Origin of the sequence: Caulobacter sp. LjRoot300 (genome assembly GCF_964253875.1) — a bacterium.
Lineage (GTDB): Bacteria > Pseudomonadota > Alphaproteobacteria > Caulobacterales > Caulobacteraceae > Caulobacter.
This window is the reverse complement of sequence record NZ_CAXUSA020000001.1, coordinates 12,646-34,171: the sequence shown is the minus strand read 5'-3', so window position 1 is coordinate 34,171 and position 21,526 is coordinate 12,646. Positions and strand designations below refer to the sequence as shown.

The window sequence follows — 21,526 nt, the reverse complement described above, 5'->3', positions numbered from 1 at the left end:
TGGGGGCCTGGCGACCGTCCCGTCGCCGGCTGGAGCCCCGGCGTGACGATCTTTTCGGTCACCCCCTTGTCGTCCTTGACGCCGTCCGCCCCCGTCAGCCGGGCCGACCAGGCGGCCGAGGCGCTCGCCCGGATCGCGGTGATCCAGACGGTCGAGACCCTGGGCGCGATGATCGACCAATCCCAGTCCCAGTCGCAGGGCGACCTGGCCCATCTGGCCAAGGACGCCGTGGGCGAGGGCGAGCTTGGCCGCGCCAAGGCCGCCGACGCCCGCGTCGCCGCTGCTGGTCCGGAAGTCCTGGTCGAGACCCCCGCCCGGGCCGTGGCCGCCGCCGCCGGCCGCGCCGCCGCCCGCCAGGCCGGCCTGGCGCCCCTGATGGCCGACATGGCCCAGGCCGCCGCCGAGCCCGACACCCCCCGCCAGGTCAAGGCGGCCATCGACCAGGTCATGGCCTTGAGCACCCGCCTGGACGGGCAGGTCAGCGGTCCGGAGATCCGCCAGGCCCTGCAGCGGTCCGGCCTGTTCCTGGAGGCGCGGCTGGCGACCGCCGCCCCGGACGGCCCGTCGGCGCGTCCGCGGACCGGCACCCTGACCGACCCGCCCAGAGTGGTGCCGACCCCCACGCCCAACAGCGACATGAAGGCGGCCCTGCTGGTGTTCCGCGAAGTCGTCCGGTCCTGGGCCGACGCCCTGCCGCCAATGGCCGCACAGGCTGGCGCGGCGCCGACGCCGACGTCCGGCGGCGCGACGTCTGCTGCGACGCCGGGCGCGTCCGCCCTCGCTGCGGCCGCCTCGGCCCAGCAAGCCGACCGCGGCACGCCCCAGGCGCTGGCCGCGACGACGGCTTCGCCAGCGAGTTCGGCTTCCAGGTCGATGCCGCCCGTCCCGGAAGCTCCGGCTTTGCCCCGAGCCGACGGCGCGCCGCCGATGGTCACCCGGCCGCCCGGCGGCTGGCCCAATGTCAACGCGCCGTTGCAGGCCGCCCGGCCCGTGGCCCCACAGGCGCCCGCCTTGCCGGCTTTCGGCGCCATCCTGGCCGACGACCTCCCCGCCGCACCCCTGGGCCGCGCCGCGTCGGCGGCGGCGATGGCCTATGGCGGACCCGAGGTCGGGTCCGGCCCACCGTCCCAGACCCCGCCGCCCTATGCCGGCGCCCCGACCCACGCCCAGGCCGCCGCCCAGCCGGGCCTGCCCGCCGGCGCCGGACCGCACGCCGTCGCCCAGCGCCTGCTGGCCGAGACCGGGGCGGCCCTGGCGCGCACCGAGCTGCTGCAGATCGCGTCGCTGCCGGATCCCCCCGCCGTCGGCCGTCCAGCCGAGGAGCACGGGCAGCGCTGGGTGTTCGACATGCCGTTCATGACCCCGCAGGGTCCGGCGGCCGCCCAATTCGAGATCAGCCGCGACGGCGGCGGCTCGGGCGGGGAGGGCGCCTCTGTCCTGGGCCGCACTTGGCGCGCCCGCTTCTCGCTGGACGTCGAGCCGATGGGCCCCGTCCACGCCCAGGTCGCCCTGACCGGCGACCGGGCCCGGGTCTCGCTGTGGGCCGAGCGTCCCGCCGCCATGGCCCGCCTGCGCACGGGCGAGGAGCGCCTGGGCAGCGCCCTGCGCGAGGCGGCCCTGGAGCCCGAGATCGCCTTCCACGCCGGCCAGCCGCGCGCGCCCGCCGCCGCGCCGGGCCAGTTCCTGGATCAAGCGACATGAGCGGGGCCCCATGACCGGCGCGATCCGCTCGGCCGGGCCGCGCATCGCCGTGGCCTTGCACTATGAGGAGCCCAACGCCCCGCGCGTGGTCGCCTCCGGCCGCGGCTGGGTCGGCGACAAGATCATCGAGACCGCCCGCGAGCACGGCGTGCCGATCGAGGAGAACCCGGCTCTCGCCCAGGCCCTGTCGACCATCGAGCTCGACGAGGAGATCCCCGAGGCGCTCTATCGGGCGGTGGCCGAGATCCTGGGCTTCATCCTGCGCAGCGCCGAGGGACGGTAGCTCTTACGGATTACCGCAGCGCCTTCGCCGTAGGGTCTTCGTAGTCCTCGATCGCGACGGCGCCGCTCGGGCCATCGTACCGCATCGAAAAGGGACGTAGGAACGTCCGCCCAAGGATGACGCGATGCCACTGCTGGCCTTCCTGCAGCTTCACCCCGGTGAAGGGTTGGAACAGGAGGCGGTTCAGTTTCGGAACGTATAGTCGGGCCGTATAGATGAAGGCGTGCTGTTTGCCTCCAATGCCGCTGATTTCGCCCTCGTCGGTGATCGGCAGCCCGATGGACTTTGCCAGATCGTCATCGATGCAGTCGCCGCCCGCTCCGGTATCGATCAGGGCGCGGACACCTTTTGTCGGAAGATCGGGCCGTTCGCCGGCGGTGGATCGAGATTTGAGGCCAATATCGACAAGCAAGGTCGGCCCGAAGCGCTCCAGGAGATCGCCTGGCGTCGCTCCATCCCTGCCGGATTTAAAGCCAGCCTGGACCATTCACGTGCGTCGGGCGAAACACCATGCCGCCGGGGAGCTGAACCGGCGGAGCGCCTACCTGCCTTATGAGGTAGACGCCGTTCTCGAAGCGATCCACGGCTTCGGTGGCGGCCTCTTCAAAGGATTTGAACGCCTTGATGAAGGTCCCGCTCTCAAATACGACCCATTCACCGAGGTGATCGGCCTCCAGGTCGGCCTTCATCGCGTCGAAAGCGGCGATGTTGTCTCTCAGGAAGGTCATGGCGATCTGGTCCCTCCGTTCAAGCTGATCAGCGATCGAGGCTATCAATCACCGGCAGAGGTTGCCCCGAGTCGTGACGCATCGCGTAAACGCAGGTTAACCAATCGTGGCGGCGGCCGCCATGCTGCCGGCTTTGAGGCCGGCCGCATATCCGCAGCGCGTCTTATTCAGTTGGCCGCATCAACAAAAAGGCCCCGCTTTCGCGAGGCCTTTTCCAAGTCAGCAATGTCGAAGCGCCTAGCCGCGCTTGTCGACCGGCACGTAGTCGCGTTGCGTCGCGCCGGTGTAGAGCTGGCGCGGGCGGCCGATCTTGCGCGAGGGGTCCTCGAACATTTCCTTCCACTGGCTGATCCAGCCGACGGTGCGGGCCAGGGCGAACAGGACGGTGAACATGTTGGTCGGGAAGCCCATGGCGCGCAGGGTGATGCCCGAATAGAAGTCGATGTTCGGGTACAGCTTGCGGTCGATGAAGTACTGGTCGCTGAGGGCGACCTTCTCCAGTTCCATGGCCACGTGCAACAGCGGGTCGTTGATGCCCAGCTGCTCGAGCACCTCGTAGCAGGTCTTCTGCATGACCTTGGCGCGCGGGTCGAAGTTCTTGTACACGCGATGGCCGAAGCCCATCAGCTTGTACTTCTTGTCCTTCACGCCCTGCACGAAGGCGGGGATGTTCTCGACCGAGCCGATCTCTTCCAGCATCTCCAGGGCTTCCTGGTTGGCGCCGCCGTGCGACGGGCCCCAGAGGCAGGCGATGCCGGCCGCGATGCAGGCGAACGGGTGGGCGCCCGACGAACCGGCCAGGCGGACGGTCGAGGTCGAGGCGTTCTGCTCGTGGTCGGCGTGCAGGATGAAGATGCGGTCCATGGCGCGGGTCAGGACGGGGTTGGGAACCCAGTCCTCGGCCGGCACCGAGAAGCACATGCGCAGGAAGTTTTCCGAGTAGCTGAGCTCGTTGCGCGGCGTCACGAACGGACGGCCTTGCGAGTATTGGAAGGCGCGCGCGGCGATGGTCGGCATCTTGGCGATCAGGCGATGGGCGCTGATCTCGCGCTGCTTGGGGTCGTCGACGTTCAGGCTGTCAGCGTAGAAGGCCGACAGGGCGCCGACCGCGCCGGTCATCACCGCCATCGGGTGGGCGTCGCGACGGAAGCCCTGGAAGAAGCTGTCGAACTGGGCGTGCAGCATCGTGTGGTAGGTGATGTTGCGTTCGAACTTGGTGAACTCCTCGGCCGTCGGCAGTTCGCCGTTCAGCAGCAGGTGGCAGACTTCCAGGAACGAGGACTTCTCGGCCAGCTGGTCGATCGGATAGCCGCGGTGCAGCAAAATGCCGGCGTCGCCGTCGATATAGGTGATCTTGCTTTCGCACGACGCCGTCGAGGTGAAGCCCGGATCGAAGGTGAAGTGGTCGGAGTCGCCATACAGTTTGCGCACGTCCAGGACGTCCGGACCCGTGCTGCCCTTGAGAATCGGCAGGTCGTAGTTCTTGTCGCCGATCGTCAGCGTGGCTTTGTCGGTCATGCGAGAGACCCCTTCAATGGTGGAACGATCAGTCCAGTTTTCGATTTCGCGGTTGCGTTATAGCGCCTCATGCGCGCGACGCCAGGGCGTCGTCAAGGCGCCCTAGAGACTCCTCGCGACCCAGCGCGGCCATGATCTTGTTCAGGTCGGGCGCCTGGGCGCCGCCGGTGAGGACGCCGCGCAGCGAGGGGCCGAACTTGCCAAAGCCTACGCCCTCGGATTCCGCGAAGGATTTCAACAGGGTTTCCAGCTCCGCCACGCCCCAGACCGGCGCCGCGCCCAGCTGGACGCGCAGGCGCGCCAGCCGCTCGACGGTCTCGTCGGTCAGTTGCTTGACGGTCTTCTCTTCCAGGGCCAGCGGACGCACCTTCAGGGCGAACGCGCAGTGCTCGGCCAACTCCAGGATGGTCTTGGCGCCTTCCTTGACCTGCGGCACGACCGCCAGCAGGCGCTGGGCGGCGTCGGTCGGCAGTGGCGCGGCCTGGGCCTGCAGGGCCTTCAGGGTCAGGTCGGCCAGGCGGCCGTCCTCGGCCACGCGCAGGTGCTGGCCGTTGATGAAGTTCAGCTTGGCCCAGTCCAGGCGGGCGGGGGCCTTGACCACGTCCTTGACGTCGAACCAGGCGATCGCCTGTTCGTCGTTGAACACCTCGTCGTCGCCATGGCCCCAGCCCAGCCGGGCCAGGTAGTTGCGCATGCCCTCGGGGATGTAGCCCATGTCGGCGAACTCGCCGACCGCCTGGGCGCCGTGGCGCTTGCTGAGCTTGGCGCCGTCGGGCCCGTGGATCAGCGGGATGTGGCCGAAGGCGGGCAGGGTCCAGTCGTTGGCCTGGTAGATCAGGGTCTGGCGGGCGGCGTTGTTCAGGTGGTCGTCGCCGCGGATCACGTGGGTGACGCCCATGTCGTGGTCGTCGACCACCACGGCCAGGTTGTAGGTCGGGGCCCCGTCGGCGCGCAGCAGGACCAGGTCGTCGAGGTCGGCGTTGTTGAAGGTCACCGGACCCTTGACCAGGTCGTCGACCAGGGTCGTCCCCTCGGTCGGACCCTTGAAGCGGATGACGTGGGGCAGGCTGGGGTCGTTGGGGGGCGGGGCGTCGCGCCACGGCGAGCGCAGGGCGGGACCGCCGGCCCGGGCGGCCTCGCGGGCCGCGGCCAGTTCCTCGACGGTCATCCAGCAGCGATAGGCGCGGCCGGCGGCCAGCATCTCCTCGACCACGGCGCGGTGGCGGTCGGCGCGGCTATACTGGAAGACCACTTCGTCGTCGGACTTCAGGCCCAGCCAGTCCAGGCCTTCGAAGATCGCGGCGACGGCCGCTTCGGTCGAACGCTCGCGATCGGTGTCCTCGACGCGAACAAGGAACTTCCCACCCGTATGGCGTGCATATAACCAGTTGAACAGCGCCGTGCGCGCGCCGCCGATGTGCAGGAAGCCGGTCGGCGACGGGGCGAAGCGGGTGACGACGCCCGAAGGCGAGGGGGAATTGGTCATCGGGATCAAGGCTGACGAACTGGAGGCCACGGACGTGGCGAGGACGTCACCGGACATATCCGGTGGCTGGGCGGCGCGTCTTAGCACGCGTCTTCGCGCGCGTCCTAGCCTGGGAGCGGTAACAGCTTCGCTGATCGGCGAGATCGACGCCAATCGCGAGCGCTGGATGCTGTGGTCGCCCGTGGCGTTCGGCCTCGGCGCGGCCGGCTACCTGGAACTGAGGGCCGAACCGTCCTGGGTTTTGCTGGCCGGACTGGCGGCCGGATTGGCGATCCTGGCGGCGCTGATCGGACGGCGGTCGGCGACAGGACTGTCGGTCTTCCTGGTGCTGGCGACCTTTCTGGCGGCCGGGGCCTTGGCCGGCAAGGTCCGCTCGCACGCGGTGGCCGCGCCGATCCTGGCGGGCGAGCGGGCGGTGATGACCATCGACGGCTTCGTGGTCGACGTGGTCAGTCCCGGGGCGGGCGGGCCGCGCCTGATGATCGCACCGGTGCGGATCAGCCGCCTGGCCGCGGAGGACACGCCCAAGCGGGTGCGGGTGACCGTCGAGGCCGAGGACATCCCCGCGCCGGGCCAGGCGGTCCGCCTGCGGGCCATGCTGGGACCGCCGCCGCCGCCCGCCGCGCCGGGGGCCTACGACTTCGCCCGCGACGCCTGGTTCCACGGCGTGGGCGGGGTCGGCTTCGCGATCGGCGCGTCACGGGCCGCCGCCCTGGACCCGCCGCCCTGGCGGTTGCGGGCGGCCATGGCGGTCAACGCCTTCCGCTGGCGGCTGGCCAGCCGCATCGTCGAGGACATGGGCGTGGCGCGCGGCGGGATCGCCGCGGCCATGGTCACCGGCCACGAGGCCTGGATCACCCAGCAGCAGACCGACGCCATGCGCGCCTCGGGCCTGGCGCACATCCTGTCGATCTCGGGCCTGCACATGGCCATCGTCGGCGGCTTCGCGTTCGGACTGGTGCGGCTGCTGATCGCCGCCTGGCCCTGGGCGGCGCTGCGGGTTCCAGGCAAGAAGGTCGCGGCCGTGGCGGGCCTGGCGGCGGTCGCGACCTATCTGGTCATTTCGGGCGCGCCGCCACCGGCCCTGCGCGCGGCGATCACAGCCACCGTGGCCTTCGCCGCCATCCTGTTCGACCGCCAGGCCATCACCCTGCACGGGCTGGCGGTGGCCGCCCTGATCATCCTGCTGGTCCAGCCGGAATCCGCCGGCGCGCCGGGCTTCCAGATGTCGTTCGCCGCCACCGCCGCCCTGGTGGCCTTGGCCGAGGCCTGGCCGCGTCCGGTGCGCGAGATTTCCGCCCCCTGGTGGATCCGGGCCATCCAGGGCGCGCTCGGCTGGCTGGCGGTCAGCGTCGGCGCCAGCTTCGTGGCCGGCATGGCGACCGGGCCGTTCGCCATGCAGCACTTCAACCGCGTCGCCGTCTGGGGCCTGCCGGCCAACCTCATGGTGGCGCCGCTGTCGTCGTTCGTGATCATGCCGTTCCTGGCCCTGGGCGCGGCGCTCGAGCCCTTGGGCCTGGGCCGGCCGTTCCTGGCGATCGCCGGCTGGGGCATCGCCGCGATGATGGCGATCGCCGACGGCTTCGCCAGCGCCGGCGGCGCCCAGCGGGTGGTCGCCAGCGGCCCGCCCTTCACCCTGGCCCTGGCCTTTGTCGGGCTGATGCTGCTGTGCCTGTGGCGGGGCCGCCTGCGCTGGCTGGGCGCGCCCCTGGCCCTGGCGGTGGCCCTGTGGCCGCGCGCGGCGCCGCCCGACGCCTGGATCGCGCCGGACGGGACCACGGCGGCCGTGCGCCAGGGTCGCGCGGCGGTGCTGCTGCGTCCCGACGCCCACCGCTTCGGGGCCGAGCTGTGGAGCCGCCGCCGTGGCCTGGCCCTGCCGGACAGCGTCGCGCCCAGCCCGCTCTACGCCTGCGACCGGCGATCCTGCGCCCCCGCCGTCGGCGCGCCCGTGGCCCTGGCCCTGTCGTGGAGCAAGGCCGCGCCGGACGCCGACGGCCTGGCGGCGATGTGCGCCGAGGCCGAGATCGTGGTGCTGCGGGGCGCCGCGCCGCCCATTCCGCCGGCCTGCCGCGACCGCATCGTGCTCGACGCCGACGACTTCGCCGCCAACGGGGCGGCCGAGCTCTATCGGCGTGGCGGCGAATGGTGGATCGTCTGGGCCCAGCCGCTGCGGGGCGTCCGGCCCTGGACCGGCGTTGCGGAACGGTAGGCATGTTGAGGGTGTGGGGCCGGCGCAGCTCGGTCAATGTCCAGAAGGTGTTGTGGCTGGTCGGCGAGCTGGGCCTGCCGCATGAGCACATTCCGGCCGGCGGCGACGTCGGCGGCCTGGACGATCCGGCGTTCCGGGCGATGAACCCGCACGGCAAGGTCCCGGTGATCGCGGACGGCGCGGCCGTCGTGTGGGAATCGCACGCCATCCTGCGCTACCTGGCGGCGACCCATGGCGCGGACCGCTTCTGGCGGGCCGACCCGGCGGCCCGGGCGACGGTCGATGGCTGGATGGACTGGGCGCAGACGGCGCTGCAGCCGGCCTTCCTGGGCGGGGTGTTCTGGGGCGGCTATCGCACGCCGAAGGCCCGGCGCGACGAGGGCGCCGTGGCGCGGGCCCTGGACCAGACCGTTCGCTATCTGACCTTGGTCGATGCGCGGCTGGTCGATCGTCCGTTCATCGTCGGCGAAGACCCGTCCCTGGCCGACATCGCCATCGGGGCGCATCTCTATCGTTATTTCGAGCTTGAGATCGATCGCCCGGCCTTGCCGCGTCTGGCGGTCTGGTACGACCGGTTGAGGGGCCGCCCGGCCTATAGCGAGCACGTCATGGTCCCGTTCGCCGAGCTGGAGGGGCGGCTGGCCTTTTGAGCCGAGCGGCGCGTCGGACGTTTAGGCCGGGACGAGCGATGGAGACGATCATGGAGCGGGAAGGCGGGTGCGCGTGCGGGGCGGTGCGCTATGTCGTGACGGGCGGGCCGCTGCGGGTGGGGCTGTGCCACTGCCTGACCTGCCGCAAGCGCCACGGCGCGCCGTTCAACGCCTTCGCGGCGTTTCGGAGCGACAAGGTGCGGATCGAGGGGCGGCCCGCGATCTGGACCGGCGCCGAGCACGGCCTGATCCACGGCTGCCCGACCTGCGGCTCGCCGTTGTTCTGGACGGCTGAAGGCGAGGGCGACGGCGAGATCGAGATCCACCTGGGCGGGCTGGACGCGGTGGGCCAGTTCACGCCGCAGTACGAGGTCTGGGTCAAGCGTCGCGAGCCCTGGCTGCCGCCGCTGAACGTGCCGCAGTATGTGGAGAACCGGCCGGCGGGGATGGCGAGTTAGGATATGAAAGGGGACAGGCACATGTGCCTGTCCCCAGCCGTGGCTTTGATATTCGCCGAAAACTTAGTGATACCGCCGGATCAGCCCCACCAGCTTGCCCTGCACCTCGACCTGGTCGGGACCGAAGATGCGGGTCTCGTACTTGGGGTTGGCGGCTTCCAGGGCGATCGAGCCGCCCTTCTTGCGCAGGCGCTTGAGGGTGGCTTCCTCGCCGACCAGGGCCACGACGATCTCGCCGCTGTTGGCCGTGTCGCCCTTGCGGATGATCACATAGTCGCCGTCCAGGATGCCGGCCTCGATCATCGAGTCGCCCTGGACCTCAAGCACATAGTGCTCGCCGGCCCCCAGCATGGTCTCGGGCACCGGCAGGCGCTCGCGTTCATGCTGGATGGCGTCGATCGGGGTGCCGGCGGCGATGCGGCCCAGGATCGGCAGCTCGCGGGTGTTGTCGGCGGCGATCGGCGCGGGGGCCGCCGAAGCCTGGCCGCCGCCTTCCAGCACCTGCGGCTTGAACGCGCCGCGTCCCTTGGGCGGGGCCGCCGCCGTGGCCTGCTGCGGCAGCTTGACCACCTCCAGCGCCCGGGCCCGGTGGGCCAGGCGGCGGATGAAGCCGCGCTCCTCCAGCGCCGTGATCAGCCGGTGGATGCCCGACTTGGACGCCAGGTCCAGCGCCTCCTTCATCTCGTCGAAGGAGGGGGAGACGCCGCTCTCCTTGATCCGCTCGTGGATGAACATCAGCAGCTCGTGCTGCTTGCGCGTGAGCATGTCCGGCCTCGCCAGTCGTCGCGGAACAAACCGCAAACCTCTGTGAATGTTCTCTAGGTGTTCTTTGTTGATGTCAAGTTAACGGTGTTCGCCGGCGGGCCGGGCGAATTTCCGAGGAAATACAAGTGTCGGAGCAGGGGCGCGTCGGCCGGTTTCCGCGACTTCCTCGAATCGGCGGCGGTCGCGGGCGGGCTCGAGCTGTCGAAGGGATTCGCGTCGGCGGGGGCGGACGGCGCCGGGATGGGGTGGCCTGGGCGCGCTGACCGGGCTAACACCCTGGCATGGCACGAACCAAGCAGAGCGCTGAACTAGAGATCGAAGTCGATGGAGAGCCCTATGTCTGGCGGCTTCATCGCCAGCCCGGGTGGTCCAGCGACGCGCCGGTGCGCCACGGCATGGCGATCGCCGTGCGCCACCAGGAGGGGCAGCGCGAGGCGGTGGTGGAGTTTCCGCCCGGGCCGCAACCCCGATACGGCGCTCCGCTGCTGAAGGCTTCGCAGATCGATCCGAAACTGGTGAAGAACGCCATCGCCTCCGCCATCGCGGCGGGATGGGATCCGCTGTCGCGCGGCAAGACGGTCGCCATCGTCGTGGACGCCACCGGCGCCTGACGCGCGGCGGCCCCGTGGCCGAGCGATGCCGGGCGCCGGTTTCGAAAGGGCTAGCCCAGCAGCGCTCGCGTCGCCGCCGCCACGTTCGCCTGCCGCATCAGGCTTTCGCCGACCAGCATGGCCTTGGCGCCCGCCGCCTCCATGCGCGCCACGTCGTCGGGGGTGAAGACGCCGCTTTCGGTGACCAGCAGGGCGTCCCGGGGCGCCTGGGCGGCCAGGCGCTCGGTGACGGCCAGGTCGACCACAAAGCTCTTCAGGTCGCGGTTGTTGATCCCCACCAGGGTCGAGCCCAGCTGGCCGGCCCGCTCCATCTCGGCCTCGTCATGCACCTCGACCAGGGCGTCCATGCCAAGGCGAGCGGCTTCGCTCATCAGGTCAGCGGCGACGGCGTCGTCGATCATCGCCAGGATCACCAGGATGGCGTCGGCGCCCAGGGCGCGGCTTTCGGCCACCTGCCAGGGATCGACGAGGAAGTCCTTGCGGATGCAGGGCAGGGCGACGGCGGCGCGGGCGTCGATCAGGTAGCCGTCGGCGCCCTGGAAGCTGGGGCCGTCGGTCAGCACGGAAAGACAGGACGCCCCGCCCTCGGCATAGGCGCGAGCCAGGGCCGGCGGGTCGAAGTCGGCGCGGATCAGACCCTTGGACGGCGAGGCCTTCTTGATTTCGGCGATCAGCGACAGCCGACCCGGCGCATGGCCGGCCTCCAGCGCGGCCTTGAAGCCGCGCGGGCTGTTGGCGGCCTTGGCGGCGGCGTCGAGCTGGGCGAACGAGCGCCGGCGCTTGCGATCGGCGACGTCCTCGCGCTTGTAGGCGGCGATCTTGGCGAGAATGTCGGTCATGCTGCGATTTCTGAATTGGTGGCCGCGACCAGGCCGGCCAGGGCCGCCTTGGCTCGGCCGTCGTCGAGCACCGCGCCGGCCAGTTCGACGCCCTCGCGCAGGGTCTCGACCTTGTCGGCCACCAGGAAGGCGGCGGCGGCGTTGAGCATGACGATGTCGCGATAGGCGCCCGGCTGGCCGTCCAGCAGGGCGGTCAGGGCGGCGGCGTTGAAGGCCGGGTCGCCGCCGGTGATGTCGGCCAGGGCGGCGCGCGGCAGGCCGACGGCCTCGGGCGTGATGGTGAACAGGCGCAGGGCCCCGTCGCGCCACTCGGCGACCTCGGTCTCGCCGGTGGTGGTCAGTTCGTCCATGCCGGCCCCGTGCACCGACCAGGCGCGCTCGGCCCCCAACGCGCCCAGGGCCTTGGCCACCGGCTCGACGAAGCGGTGGGCCGAGACGCCCACCACCTGGCGCTTGGCCCCCGCCGGATTGGTCAGCGGGCCCAGCAGGTTGAAGATGGTGCGGAAGCCCAGCTGCTGACGGATCGGCGAGACGTGCTTCATCGCCCCGTGGTGCGACTGGGCGAACAGGAAGCAGATGCCAGCGGTGTCCAGCGCCCGGCGCTGCTGGACGAGGGAAGCGTCGATATTGACCCCCAGGGCCGCCAGCACGTCGGCAGTGCCGGACTTGCTGGTGATCGCCCGGTTGCCGTGCTTGGCGACCTTCAGGCCACCACCCGCCGCCACGAAGCCCACCGCGGTCGAGATGTTCAGGGTATGCAGACCGTCGCCGCCGGTGCCGCAGACGTCGATCACCTCATAGGGATGGTCCAGGTGGATGGCGGCGCGGCGCATGGCGCGGGCGCATGCGGTGATCTCGCCCACCGTCTCGCCGCGCAGGCGCATGGCTGTGACCGCCGCGGCCACCTGAGCGGGCGTCGGCTCGCCGCGCAGGCAGGCGGCGAAGAAGGTCTCGGCGTCGTCCTCGTCCAGGGTCTGGCCGTCGGCCAGCTTGGCCAGCAGGGGCTTGAAGGCGTCCGACATCGCCTAGACCCAGATCGCCGCGTCGCGCTGGACCTTGGCCAGGTCCAGGAAGTTGGCCAGCAGCTGGTGGCCGCCCTCGGTGGCGATCGACTCGGGGTGGAACTGCACGCCGTAGACCGGCCGGGTCTTGTGCTGCACGCCCATGATCTCGCCGTCCTCTGTCCAGGCGGTGATCTCCAGGTCGTCGGGCAGGGTGGCCTTGTCGACCGCCAGGCTGTGGTAGCGGGTGGCGATGAACGGGTTGGGCAGGCCCTTGAACACGCCCTGGTCGTTGTGGAAGATCTTGCTGGTCTTGCCGTGCATCACTTCCTTGGCGCGGATCACGTCGCCGCCATAGGCCTGGCCGATGGCCTGGTGGCCCAGGCAGACGCCGAGAATGGCCAGGTCGTCCGGCGCGCCGCGCAGCAGCGGCAGGCAGATGCCGGCCTGGTCGGGGGCCTTGGGGCCCGGCGACAGCAGCACGGCCTGCGGATGAAGGCCCAGGGCCTCCTGCACCGACAGATCGTCGTTGCGATGCACGACGGTGTCGGCCCCCAGCTCGTTCAGATAGTGGACGAGGTTGTAGGTGAAGCTGTCGTAGTTATCGATGACCAGGATCATGACGCCGCCTTTCGCCGCTTGCTTCTAGGGGCAACCACGCCGCAGGCCAAGCCATCCGATGTTGCGTCGCCGCGCGGACTCGCCATAGGATTGATAACATGGCTTGAACTTCCTCATGGATTGCGCGCGTGAGCTTCAAGGTCGTCGTCACGGAAGTGACGATCTACAACCGGTTTCAACGATGCGTGGCGGGTTTCGACCTTGAACGAGGGGTCATGATCCGTCCCGAACCCAAGGCTGGAGCCTTCTGGGAAGCCAAGTTCTGTGGCCCCAACACCACCTTCCATCCCGGGCACGTCCTGGATTTCAACGGTGTCCGTCCAGAAACCGCGCTGCCTCACAACACCGAGGACATTGTCGTTCGCGGAAAGGTGCGTGAACTGGACAAGCTGGAAGGCGAAGCCTTCACGCAGGTTCTGCGGCGCGCAGAGGCGCTTTCGCCGGAAAAGGTGTTCGGGACGGATCTCAAGTTCGACGGCGGCAAGGCCTATGTCCCGCCAGGCGCTCATTGCGGTTCACTCTCCGGCCTGTCGATCGACGCCGCCCAGATCAGACTGGTCGATCAGATCTACAAGGAGGACCACAAGCTTCGCGCGGAACTGACTCTCGACGGCCACCGACTAAATCTCAGCGTGGGGGCGAAGGATTTCAGGCAGGCGTTCGATAAGCAAGGCTTGGCGGGAGCGAGCGCATTGCTCCCAAAACGGGGATTGGCTCACGTTCGCCTGGGTCTCGCGCGCGCCTGGGACGTTGCTCCGGATCGATGCTATCTTCAGGTCAATGGAATCTATGCCCTCCAATGAGCCGCGCATTCTGACGGTCGGCCATTCCACGCACAGCTGGGACCGTTTCCAGGCCTTGCTGAACGCGGGCGGCGTGACGGCGGTGGCGGATGTCAGGACCAGTCCCTGGTCCAAGCACACGCCGCAGTTCAACAAGGACGCGTTGGCTGAGCGGCTCAAGACGATCGGCGTGGCCTATGTCTTCCTGGGCGACGCCCTGGGCGGACGCCCGTCCGAGGCGCGCCTGTTCGAGGACGGCGTCGCCGACTACGAAGCGATGGCTGAGGAGCCGGCCTTCAAGGCTGGGCTGGATCGGGTTCGCAAGGGCGCCGAAACCCATGTCGTCGCGATGATGTGCGCCGAGCAGGAGCCATTGGACTGTCACCGTTGCTTGCTGGTTTCCCGGCAGCTGCGTGCGTTGGGTTCGGCGGTCGCCCATATCCTGCCGGACGGGCGGATCGAGGCGCACGAGCAGACGGAGCACCGCCTGCTGGTCTGCGAAGGACTAGATCACGAAGACATCTTCGAGAGTCCGACCGATCGGCTGGACCGCGCCTATCGACAACGCGCCCGCAAGGTGGCGTTCGCCGAGGCCGTGGCGGAGGCGCCGTTGGGGGCGGTCGGGTGACAGATGTCGCGACCATCGGCTTCACCCAGACCACGGCCAGGGGCTTCTTCGAGCGTCTGAAGGCGGCCCAGGTACGCTCGGTGATCGACGTGCGCCTGCACAACACCTCGCAGCTGGCCGGTTTCGCCAAGGCCGACGACCTTGCCTACTTCCTCGGCGAGATCGGCGGCATGGCGTATCGCCACGAGCCGCTGCTGGCGCCGTCGGACGACATGCTCAAGGCGTTCAAGCGCGACAAGGGCGACTGGCGCGTCTACGAGACCCGCTTTCTGAGCTTGATGGCCGAGCGCAAGATCGAGGCGCGGCTCAAGCCGGACCTGTTCGAGGGCGCGTGCCTGCTCTGCTCGGAGGCCGCGCCGCATCACTGCCATCGGCGGCTGGTCTGCGAGTACCTGAACCGCAAGTGGGACGGCCGGTTGCGGGTGCGACATCTGTGATCTCGCCTCGATGCGAGTCGCCGGGCATGCTCACGGGCATGGACCTCGCTGATTCCACGCTCGACACCGCCGCCCTGGCCTATGCCCGGGCCCTGCTGCGCAAGCCGATGCGCCGGCAGAAGATGGGGCCGGTCCTGGCCGCGGCCGCCTTCGCGGCGCTCAGCGCCGTGACCTTCGCCGCGGTGATGGTCATGGCCCCGCCGGCGGTCGTCCAGCACCTGCCGTCCGACCGCCTGGGCGACGCGGGCCGCTAGGCCCTGACTTTAGCCTAGGCGAACCGCCAGGCCTCCTCGGCCGCGCGCTTCAGGGCCCGCGACTTATGCAGGGTCTCGTCGTACTCGGCGTCCGGGTCGCTGTCGGCCACCACGCCGCCGCCGGCCTGGACGTACATCATGCCGTCCTTGACCAGCGCTGTGCGCAGCACGATGCAGGTGTCGACCGAGCCGTCGGCGCCGATATAGCCCACCGCGCCGGCATAGCCGATGCCGCGTTTCTCGACCTCCAGCTCGTCGATGATCTCCATGGCCCGCACCTTGGGCGCGCCCGACAGCGTGCCGGCGGGCAGGGCGGCCATCAGCACGTCGACCGGGTCCACGCCGTCCGGCGCATCGCCCTCGACGTTGGAGACGATGTGCATGACGTGGCTGTAGCGCTCGATCTTGAAGCTGTCGGTGACCCGGACGTTGGCGTGCTTGCCCTTGGCCGCCGGATCGTTGCTGCCGGCGTGCTTGAGCATCGCCACCCGGCCCACGTCGTTGCGGCCCAGGTCCAGCAGCATCAGGTGCTCGGACCGTTCCTTGGGATCGGCCAGCAGCTCCTTCTCCAGCGCCAGGTCCTGCTCGGGCGTGGCGCCGCGCGGACGCGTGCCGGCGATCGGGCGGATGGTGATCTTGCCGTCGCGCAGCCGCACCAGGATCTCGGGGCTGGAGCCGACCAGGTTGAAGCCGTCCAGGTCCAGGAAATACAGGAACGGCGACGGGTTGGTCCGCCGCAGCGAGCGGTACAGGGCGAACGGCTCCAGCGGGAACGGCGCACGGAAGCGGTGGCTGGGCACCACCTGGAAGATGTCGCCGGCCCGGATGTACTCCTTGGCCTTCTCGACCACCACCGCGTAGTCCTCGCGGCTGACCGGCGTGGTGAACTCCGCCTGGCCGTGGCTCTGGCGCGGGGCCGGCTGGCTCAAGGGACCGCGCAGGTCGGCCATCACGCTCTCGATACGGCCCTGTGCGGCGGCGTAGGCGTCGGCCGCCGACACCCCGGCCCGGGGCCGGGCGGTGGTGACCAGGATGATCTCCTGGGCGATGGCGTCGAACACCGCCACGATCGACGGCCGGGTCATGATCCCGTCCGGCAGGCCCAGGATGTCGGTGTTGACGTCCGGCAGGCGCTCGGCCAGGCGGACCATGTCGTAGCCCAGGGCCCCGAACACGCCGGCCGACGGCGGCGGCAGGCCGGCCGGCAGCTCGATCCGCGACTGGGCGATCAGGTCGCGCAGGCTGTCCAGCGCGCCGCCCGCTTGCGGCGTGAAGCGGCCGGCGGCGATGTCGTCGCCCTGGGCGATCTCGGCCTGGTCGCCGCGGCAGCGCCAGACCAGGTCCGGCTTCATGGCCACGATCGAATAACGCCCGCGCCAGGCGCCGCCCTCGACGCTCTCGAACAGGAAGGCGTAGGGGCGGCCGTGGCCGATCTTCAGATAGGCCGAGACCGGGGTCTCCAGGTCGTCGATCAGCCGGGTCCAGACCACCTGCGGGCGGCCGGACTCGTAGGCGGCGGTGAAGGCGTCGAGCGAGGGCTCCAGGCTCATTGAGCCAGGCCCTTGGGAGCCTTTTCCTTGGCCTTGGCCGGCGCCTTGCCGTCCTCGGCGGGGAGGGCGCTGGTGTCGACGCCGATCGCCTGGCGGGCCAGGGTCAGGTTGACCTTGGTCTTCAGCTGGGTCCGGGCGGCCTCCTGGGCGGCCATGCCGAGGTCGCGGAACAGGCCTTGCGAGGTCTGCGGGCGGGCGGCCTCGGTGATCTGGGCCATCTGCTCGGGCGAGCCCGGATGGACCTTCTCGACCAGGGCGACCAGATAGCCGCCCTGCGGGCCGCGGCTGACGAACGCCACGCCGGGCTTCGCCCCGAAGGCGCCCATCAGCAGGTCACGGCCCAGGCCCTGGAACTGGCGGGCGTTCTGGCGGGTGATGTTGGGCACGCGCTGCACCTGGGTCTGGGCCGAGGCGGCGACCGCTTCCAGCGACTCGCCCTTCTTGACCCGGGCGACCAGTTCGTCGGCCTTGGCCTTCATGCGCTGCAGCAGCTGGTCCAACTGCCATTGCTGGGCCAGGGGCGCGCGGATCTCGGCCAGGGGCGGCATGGCCGAGGGGATGACCTTCTCGACCCGGACGGCGAAATATTCGCCCTTGCCGGCCTCGATCAGCTCGCTCTCGCCGCCCGAGGGCAGCTCGAAGGCGGTCTTCAGGGCGTCGGGGGTGAGGCCGGCGACCGGCTGGCCGCTCTGGTCGGCGCCGTTGGCGGCGATCGGCGAGGTGGTCAGCACCAGGGCCCCGGCCTTGGTGGCCGCGTCGATCAGGTTGGCGCCGCCGTCGTGAGCGTCCTGATAGGTCTGGGTCTGCTCGTAGGCCTTGGCCTGGGCGGCCTGGGTCTTCAGCTCGGCCTCGATGGCCGGGCGCTGCGACTCCAGGCTGGGCGTGGTCGCCGGGCTGACCTTGGTCAGCTTGACCACCGAGACGCCGAGGTCGCCGTTGATCGGGGCGCTGACCTGGCCGGGGGCCAGGGCGAACACCGCGTCGGCCACCTTGCGGTCGGGCAGGGCGGACTTCGGCTTGGAGTCGATCATCACCGGCTGCTTGCCATAGGCGCTGGCGACGATGGCCGGCTGGTCGCCCTTGGCCAGGCGCTGGGCGATCACCGCGGCGGCCTTGGCGTCGGGGGCGACGATCTGGACGAACGAGCGGGTCTCGGCCGTGCCCAGGGTGTCCTTGCGGAAGTTGTAGGTCTTGACGATGTCGGCTTCGGGCACGGTCACCGTGTTCTCCAGGGCCTTGGCGCTGAAGCGGGCCACCGACAGCACCCGGGTCTCCGGACGAGTCAGCTGGGCGGCGTGCTCCTTCATGAAGGCCTGCAGCTGGGCGTCGGTCGGGGCGGCCGGCTTCTCGACGGTCGCGGGATTGATCGCGAAGGCGGCCAGGTCGCGGCCTTCCAGGCCGTAGGCGGCCTGCAGGGCCGAATAGATGCGCGGGGCGCGCAGGCTGGAGGCCACGGCGCTGAACAGGTGGGCCTGGGCGATGTCGTCGCGCAGCGAGGCCTCGTAGCGGGCCGGGGTCAGCTCGTTCTGGGCCAGCAGGCGCTGGTACATCACCGGGTCGAACTTGCCGGTGATCGGGTCGAACGGCCGCTGGCCGGGCGGCAGGCTGGCCAGCTGCTCGCGCAGGGTGTCGCCAACCAGCTTGTCGGACGGGCGCACGCCCATCTTGCGGACCAGCTCGGCCAGGGATTCCTGCAGCGACAGCTGGGTCAGGATCTTGCGATCGACGCCCTGCTGGACGGCGACGTCCGGCGTGATGGTCTGGCCCTGGGCCTGCTGCTGCTTGCGGAAGTTCTCGAACTGCGCCTTGAAGTCCTCCGGCGACATGTTGCGCGACCCGGCCGCGATCACCCACTTGCCGGGCGGATGGCGGAAGACGTCGCTGATGCCGAACACCGCGAAGCTGACGATGAGCAGACCAAACAGGACCACCGCGAACGGCGATTTGGCGAAGGAGCGGAAGCCGGCGAGCATGACTGGGAGAAACCTTCCTCGAAAATCGCGCGGATTCCACGCAGGGCGACGGAACGGACGCGCGTTGCGGGTATAGTAGAGCCCCGGGGCGCCGGGCAAGCGGCGGTGGAACCCAAGCGGTCTTGACTTCCGTCCCGCCAGAGGCCCCAAACCGGGCCCATGACCCTTTCTCTGACCACGCCCCGGCCGCTGATCGCCGGAAACTGGAAGATGTTTGGCCTGGAAGCCTCGCTCGACGAGGCCCGCGCGGTGGCTGCGGCGGTGTCGGCCAGGCCGCCCGCGGCGCGGGTGGCGATCTGCCCGGCCGCGACCCTGCTGCACCGGATGGCCCAGGCCATGGCCGGCGAGGGGGTGATCGTCGGCGGCCAGGACTGTCATCCGGCCCCTGAGGGCGCCCACACCGGCGACGTCTCGGCCGCCATGCTGGCCGACGCGGGCGCCCGGCTGGTGATTCTGGGCCATTCCGAGCGCCGCGCCGCCCATGGCGAGAGCGACGCCCTGGTCTCGGCCAAGGTCGAGGCGGCCCTGGCCGCCGGCCTGGAGCCGATCGTCTGCTTCGGCGAGACCTGCCAGCAGCGCGACGCCGGCCAGGCCGAGGCGGTGGTCACCGCCATGGCGCGCGGCTCGCTGCCGGCTTCGCTGGCCGGGCAGGATTTCGCCGTGGCCTACGAGCCGGTCTGGGCCATCGGCACGGGCCGCACGCCGACCTCGGCCGACATCGAGCACATCCACGGGGCGCTGCGCGGCGTTCTGGTCGAGCGGTTCGGCCAGCACGGCGCGACCGTGCCGATCCTCTACGGCGGCTCAGTGAAGCCCGACAACGCCCGCGAAATCCTGGCCACGCCCGAGGTCGGCGGCGCCCTGGTCGGCGGCGCCTCGCTGAAGGCGGCGGACTTCCTGGCGATCATCGCGGCGGCCTAGGGGCCGGGGACGCGCACTCACGGCGGTGCGCCAGCCGGCGTGCAGGGCGCCGGTCGTGAGTGCGTGTCCCCAACGGACCCGCTGAGTCCGGCGCTGATGACGCCGTGGGTGGCGTTGGGGACATGCACTCACCCTGAAGCCGTGGATCGATCCGCGAACGCCTTGCCGTGAGTGCACGTCCCCGGCCGTACTCGGCGTTCAGCGAACAAACTCCCGCGATTTCAACGCCTTGAACTTTCTCGACCCGTTTCTGTCCTCACCCTCCCAAACCGCCCTTATCCTGACCTCACCTCGACGCAGGGAAAGGGCGCATGGCCAGCGACCGATGCGGCGGCGAGGGGCGATCGAGCGGGAAGCTCTGTCGGCGGTCCCTTTGGACCAAACCTCGCGTCTCTGGTGCCGGCTGGGCTCGGAACACGGATACAGCGTGGCGCGAGGGCTGGCGGAGCAACAGGCGGGCGGTGACGCGCTCGCGGTCCGGGACCGGGGTTCGTTGACCTGGCCCGCCCGTCGGAGGCTTCAAGGCGGCGAGGCCCCAACAGGGCTCAGCGCCGCGGGCTTCCGGATAACGACCGCGCGGAGCGATCGGGCTTCGTCGAAAACGGTACTCATTTTCAAACTCCCGGACGGTGTCCGGCGCTCCGCGTCCCTTTCCGATAGCTCAGCGGCTAGCCGCGTGAGGCGGCCAAGCCGTGCATCCAAGATCCTCCCCCTGTGGGGGAGGTGTCGGCGAAGCCGACGGAGGGGGGAGTGATCGGCCGATGGCCGCAACCTGGATCGACGACCCCAAAACTCCCCCCACCGATCGCTGCGCGATCGCCTCCCCCACAGGGGGAGGATTAGAACAGCAGCCCATACAGCCGGCAGTCGCGGCGTTCGCCGTCGCGGTCGACGTGGCCCTTCAGATAGCCTTCCTGCTCGAAGCCCAGCTTCTGCAGCACCTTCTCGGCCCGGGCGTCGCCCACATGGGTGCGGGCGACCATCCGCTTGAGGCCCAGGGACGAGGCGCAGTGGGCCAGCAGGGCGGCGGCGGCCTCGGTGGCGTAGCCCTGGCCCCAGTCCTCGCGGGCGATGATGAAGCCCAGTTCGCCGCGATGATGGCGCCAGTCCAGGTCGACCAATTCGCAATAGCCGAGAAAGCGGCCGTCCTGGCCCAGGCGGATCGCCCAGTACATCGCCCGGCGCTCCTCCATCTCGGCCACCTGGGCGGCGACCGTGGCCTCGACCTCGTCGGGATCCTCGATGGCGTCGCGATCCCAGTGGGCCATCGCCTCCGGATCGCTCATGAACGGGTAGACGAGGGGGGCGTCCTCAACGGTCAGGGGCGTCAGGCTGAGGCGTTCGGTCTCGAGGATCATGCGCGACGATGGACCCGATGCGGACTTGAGGGACGGGCTTGAGTGCGGCCGGTTCGTCCCCAGCTATGGCGCGGGCCCGTCGCAAGTGATAGAGGGGCCGCTTCGTTTTTCGCGGCGGAAGCGTCCGTCGCCCGGATCGAGATCGAATTAGACATGCTCATCGGCGTTCTGCTGACCATCAATATCATCGTTTGCATCGCCCTGATCGGCGTGGTGCTGATGCAGCGCTCCGAAGGCGGCGCGCTGGGCATGGGCGGCGGCGGCGGCGGTTTCATGACCGCGCGCGGCGCGGGCGACCTGCTGACCCGCACGACCTGGATCCTGTTCTCGATCTTCCTGATCATCAGCCTGGCCCTGACCATCCTGACCGGCCGCATGGGCGCCGGCAATTCGGTGGTCGATCGCCTGAAGCTGGACGGCCTGGACAGCAAGACCCTGAACGCCGCCCCGCTCCCCGCCGGTCCGACCGCGCCCGCGCCGACCACGACCGTTCCGGCCCCCGCGACCGCCGCCCCGGCCGCCATCGAGGCCCCGACCCCGACGATCAGCGCCCCGGCGCCCGCCGTCTCGACGCCCAAGCCTGCCGCCAAGGCGCCGGCTCCCAAGGCCGAGGCCAAGCCCGCCGCGGCGGCCCCGGTCCCGGTGATCAACGCCCCGGCGCCGGCCGCGCAACAGCCGGCCCAATAGGGTCGGCGACTTTTTTACTGTTGATGAACGCCGGTCTTTTCCCCGGCGACGTCGAATCACGGCTAA

At 70.2% G+C, this 21,526-nt stretch carries 23 protein-coding genes; 12 read left to right on the top strand and 11 right to left on the bottom strand.

Annotated features, from left to right (window positions below; translation table 11 throughout):
* Positions 1–42 precede the first annotated feature (42 nt).
* Positions 43–1,701, top strand: a complete 1,659-nt coding sequence (gene fliK / locus ACSQ2G_RS00180; RefSeq protein ID WP_436027297.1) for a flagellar hook-length control protein FliK — start codon at positions 43–45, stop codon at positions 1,699–1,701.
* A 10-nt stretch (positions 1,702–1,711) separates the two neighbouring features.
* Positions 1,712–1,984, top strand: coding sequence for an EscU/YscU/HrcU family type III secretion system export apparatus switch protein (locus ACSQ2G_RS00175; RefSeq protein WP_436027296.1), 273 nt, complete (start codon positions 1,712–1,714; stop codon positions 1,982–1,984).
* 10 nt (positions 1,985–1,994) lie between these two features.
* Here the strand turns inward: ACSQ2G_RS00175 and ACSQ2G_RS00170 are convergent, their stop codons facing one another.
* The 4 genes from ACSQ2G_RS00170 to gltX all read right to left on the bottom strand — a co-directional run bounded on the left by ACSQ2G_RS00170 (position 1,995) and on the right by gltX (position 5,716).
* Positions 1,995–2,471 carry an aspartyl protease family protein gene (locus tag ACSQ2G_RS00170; protein ID WP_436027295.1) on the bottom strand — a complete coding sequence of 159 codons (477 nt, stop codon included), beginning with the start codon at positions 2,469–2,471 and terminating at the stop codon, positions 1,995–1,997.
* Complete coding sequence (locus ACSQ2G_RS00165; RefSeq protein WP_436027294.1) at positions 2,452–2,712, bottom strand: hypothetical protein; 261 nt, start codon at positions 2,710–2,712, stop codon at positions 2,452–2,454. Before ACSQ2G_RS00165 ends, ACSQ2G_RS00170 begins: the two co-directional genes overlap by 20 nt.
* A 237-nt stretch (positions 2,713–2,949) precedes the next feature.
* Positions 2,950–4,230: a citrate synthase gene (gene gltA / locus ACSQ2G_RS00160; RefSeq protein ID WP_145684056.1), complete on the bottom strand. Its 1,281-nt coding sequence runs from the start codon at positions 4,228–4,230 to the stop codon at positions 2,950–2,952.
* 67 nt (positions 4,231–4,297) lie between these two features.
* Positions 4,298–5,716, bottom strand: coding sequence for a glutamate--tRNA ligase (gltX, locus tag ACSQ2G_RS00155; RefSeq protein ID WP_436027293.1), 1,419 nt, complete (start codon positions 5,714–5,716; stop codon positions 4,298–4,300).
* 34 nt (positions 5,717–5,750) lie between these two features.
* On the opposite strand from gltX, the gene ACSQ2G_RS00150 reads away from it, so the two are divergent.
* Genes ACSQ2G_RS00150 through ACSQ2G_RS00140 form a run of 3 tightly spaced genes read left to right on the top strand, consistent with a single transcriptional unit; the run spans position 5,751 to position 9,033 of the window.
* Positions 5,751–7,925 (top strand): ComEC/Rec2 family competence protein, encoded by a 2,175-nt coding sequence (locus ACSQ2G_RS00150; RefSeq protein ID WP_436028884.1) that lies wholly within the window; start codon positions 5,751–5,753, stop codon positions 7,923–7,925.
* Positions 7,926–7,927: 2 nt separating this feature from the next.
* Positions 7,928–8,575, top strand: a complete 648-nt coding sequence (locus ACSQ2G_RS00145; protein WP_436027292.1) for a glutathione S-transferase family protein — start codon at positions 7,928–7,930, stop codon at positions 8,573–8,575.
* 38 nt (positions 8,576–8,613) lie between these two features.
* The gene (locus tag ACSQ2G_RS00140) at positions 8,614–9,033 is read left to right on the top strand and encodes a GFA family protein (RefSeq protein ID WP_436027291.1); all 420 of its coding nucleotides are present in this window, start codon (positions 8,614–8,616) and stop codon (positions 9,031–9,033) included.
* Positions 9,034–9,096: 63 nt separating this feature from the next.
* Here the strand turns inward: ACSQ2G_RS00140 and lexA are convergent, their stop codons facing one another.
* Positions 9,097–9,798, bottom strand: coding sequence for a transcriptional repressor LexA (lexA, locus tag ACSQ2G_RS00135; protein ID WP_436027290.1), 702 nt, complete (start codon positions 9,796–9,798; stop codon positions 9,097–9,099).
* 281 nt (positions 9,799–10,079) lie between these two features.
* On the opposite strand from lexA, the gene ACSQ2G_RS00130 reads away from it, so the two are divergent.
* Positions 10,080–10,409, top strand: a complete 330-nt coding sequence (locus ACSQ2G_RS00130; protein WP_310081324.1) for a hypothetical protein — start codon at positions 10,080–10,082, stop codon at positions 10,407–10,409.
* Between the two features lie 50 nt (positions 10,410–10,459).
* Here ACSQ2G_RS00130 and trpC read toward each other — a convergent pair whose 3' ends face one another.
* From trpC to ACSQ2G_RS00115, 3 genes are read right to left on the bottom strand one after another with little or no spacing between them, the layout of a single operon-like run.
* Positions 10,460–11,248, bottom strand: a complete 789-nt coding sequence (gene trpC, locus ACSQ2G_RS00125; RefSeq protein WP_436027289.1) for an indole-3-glycerol phosphate synthase TrpC — start codon at positions 11,246–11,248, stop codon at positions 10,460–10,462.
* Positions 11,245–12,270, bottom strand: a complete 1,026-nt coding sequence (gene trpD / locus ACSQ2G_RS00120; protein WP_436027288.1) for an anthranilate phosphoribosyltransferase — start codon at positions 12,268–12,270, stop codon at positions 11,245–11,247. Before trpD ends, trpC begins: the two co-directional genes overlap by 4 nt.
* 3 nt (positions 12,271–12,273) lie before the next feature.
* Entirely contained in the window at positions 12,274–12,870 is a 597-nt protein-coding gene (locus ACSQ2G_RS00115) for an aminodeoxychorismate/anthranilate synthase component II (protein ID WP_310081318.1), read from the bottom strand.
* A gap of 128 nt (positions 12,871–12,998) precedes the next feature.
* On the opposite strand from ACSQ2G_RS00115, the gene ACSQ2G_RS00110 reads away from it, so the two are divergent.
* The 4 genes from ACSQ2G_RS00110 to ACSQ2G_RS00095 are packed head-to-tail and all read left to right on the top strand — an operon-like array spanning position 12,999 to position 14,971.
* Positions 12,999–13,673: a dual OB domain-containing protein gene (locus tag ACSQ2G_RS00110; RefSeq protein ID WP_436027285.1), complete on the top strand. Its 675-nt coding sequence runs from the start codon at positions 12,999–13,001 to the stop codon at positions 13,671–13,673.
* Positions 13,660–14,280: a DUF488 domain-containing protein gene (locus ACSQ2G_RS00105; protein WP_436027283.1), complete on the top strand. Its 621-nt coding sequence runs from the start codon at positions 13,660–13,662 to the stop codon at positions 14,278–14,280. Before ACSQ2G_RS00110 ends, ACSQ2G_RS00105 begins: the two co-directional genes overlap by 14 nt.
* Entirely contained in the window at positions 14,277–14,717 is a 441-nt protein-coding gene (locus tag ACSQ2G_RS00100; RefSeq protein ID WP_436027281.1) for a DUF488 domain-containing protein, read from the top strand. Before ACSQ2G_RS00105 ends, ACSQ2G_RS00100 begins: the two co-directional genes overlap by 4 nt.
* A gap of 38 nt (positions 14,718–14,755) precedes the next feature.
* The gene (locus ACSQ2G_RS00095) at positions 14,756–14,971 is read left to right on the top strand and encodes a hypothetical protein (RefSeq protein WP_436028882.1); all 216 of its coding nucleotides are present in this window, start codon (positions 14,756–14,758) and stop codon (positions 14,969–14,971) included.
* A 14-nt stretch (positions 14,972–14,985) separates the two neighbouring features.
* Here the strand turns inward: ACSQ2G_RS00095 and trpE are convergent, their stop codons facing one another.
* Both trpE and ACSQ2G_RS00085 read right to left on the bottom strand, forming a co-directional pair.
* Entirely contained in the window at positions 14,986–16,521 is a 1,536-nt protein-coding gene (gene trpE / locus ACSQ2G_RS00090; protein WP_436027279.1) for an anthranilate synthase component I, read from the bottom strand.
* Positions 16,518–18,494 (bottom strand): peptidyl-prolyl cis-trans isomerase, encoded by a 1,977-nt coding sequence (locus ACSQ2G_RS00085; RefSeq protein WP_436027277.1) that lies wholly within the window; start codon positions 18,492–18,494, stop codon positions 16,518–16,520. The genes trpE and ACSQ2G_RS00085 overlap by 4 nt, the downstream gene beginning before the upstream one ends.
* 159 nt (positions 18,495–18,653) lie before the next feature.
* Between ACSQ2G_RS00085 and tpiA the strand changes: the two genes are divergently transcribed.
* A complete protein-coding gene (gene tpiA / locus ACSQ2G_RS00080) occupies positions 18,654–19,415 on the top strand; it encodes a triose-phosphate isomerase (protein ID WP_436027275.1) in 762 nt (253 codons plus the stop codon).
* 839 nt (positions 19,416–20,254) lie between these two features.
* Here tpiA and ACSQ2G_RS00075 read toward each other — a convergent pair.
* Positions 20,255–20,773 (bottom strand): GNAT family N-acetyltransferase, encoded by a 519-nt coding sequence (locus ACSQ2G_RS00075; RefSeq protein WP_436027274.1) that lies wholly within the window; start codon positions 20,771–20,773, stop codon positions 20,255–20,257.
* Between the two features lie 153 nt (positions 20,774–20,926).
* Between ACSQ2G_RS00075 and secG the strand changes: the two genes are divergently transcribed.
* Entirely contained in the window at positions 20,927–21,460 is a 534-nt protein-coding gene (gene secG / locus ACSQ2G_RS00070) for a preprotein translocase subunit SecG (protein ID WP_436027273.1), read from the top strand.
* Positions 21,461–21,526: the final 66 nt, after the last annotated feature.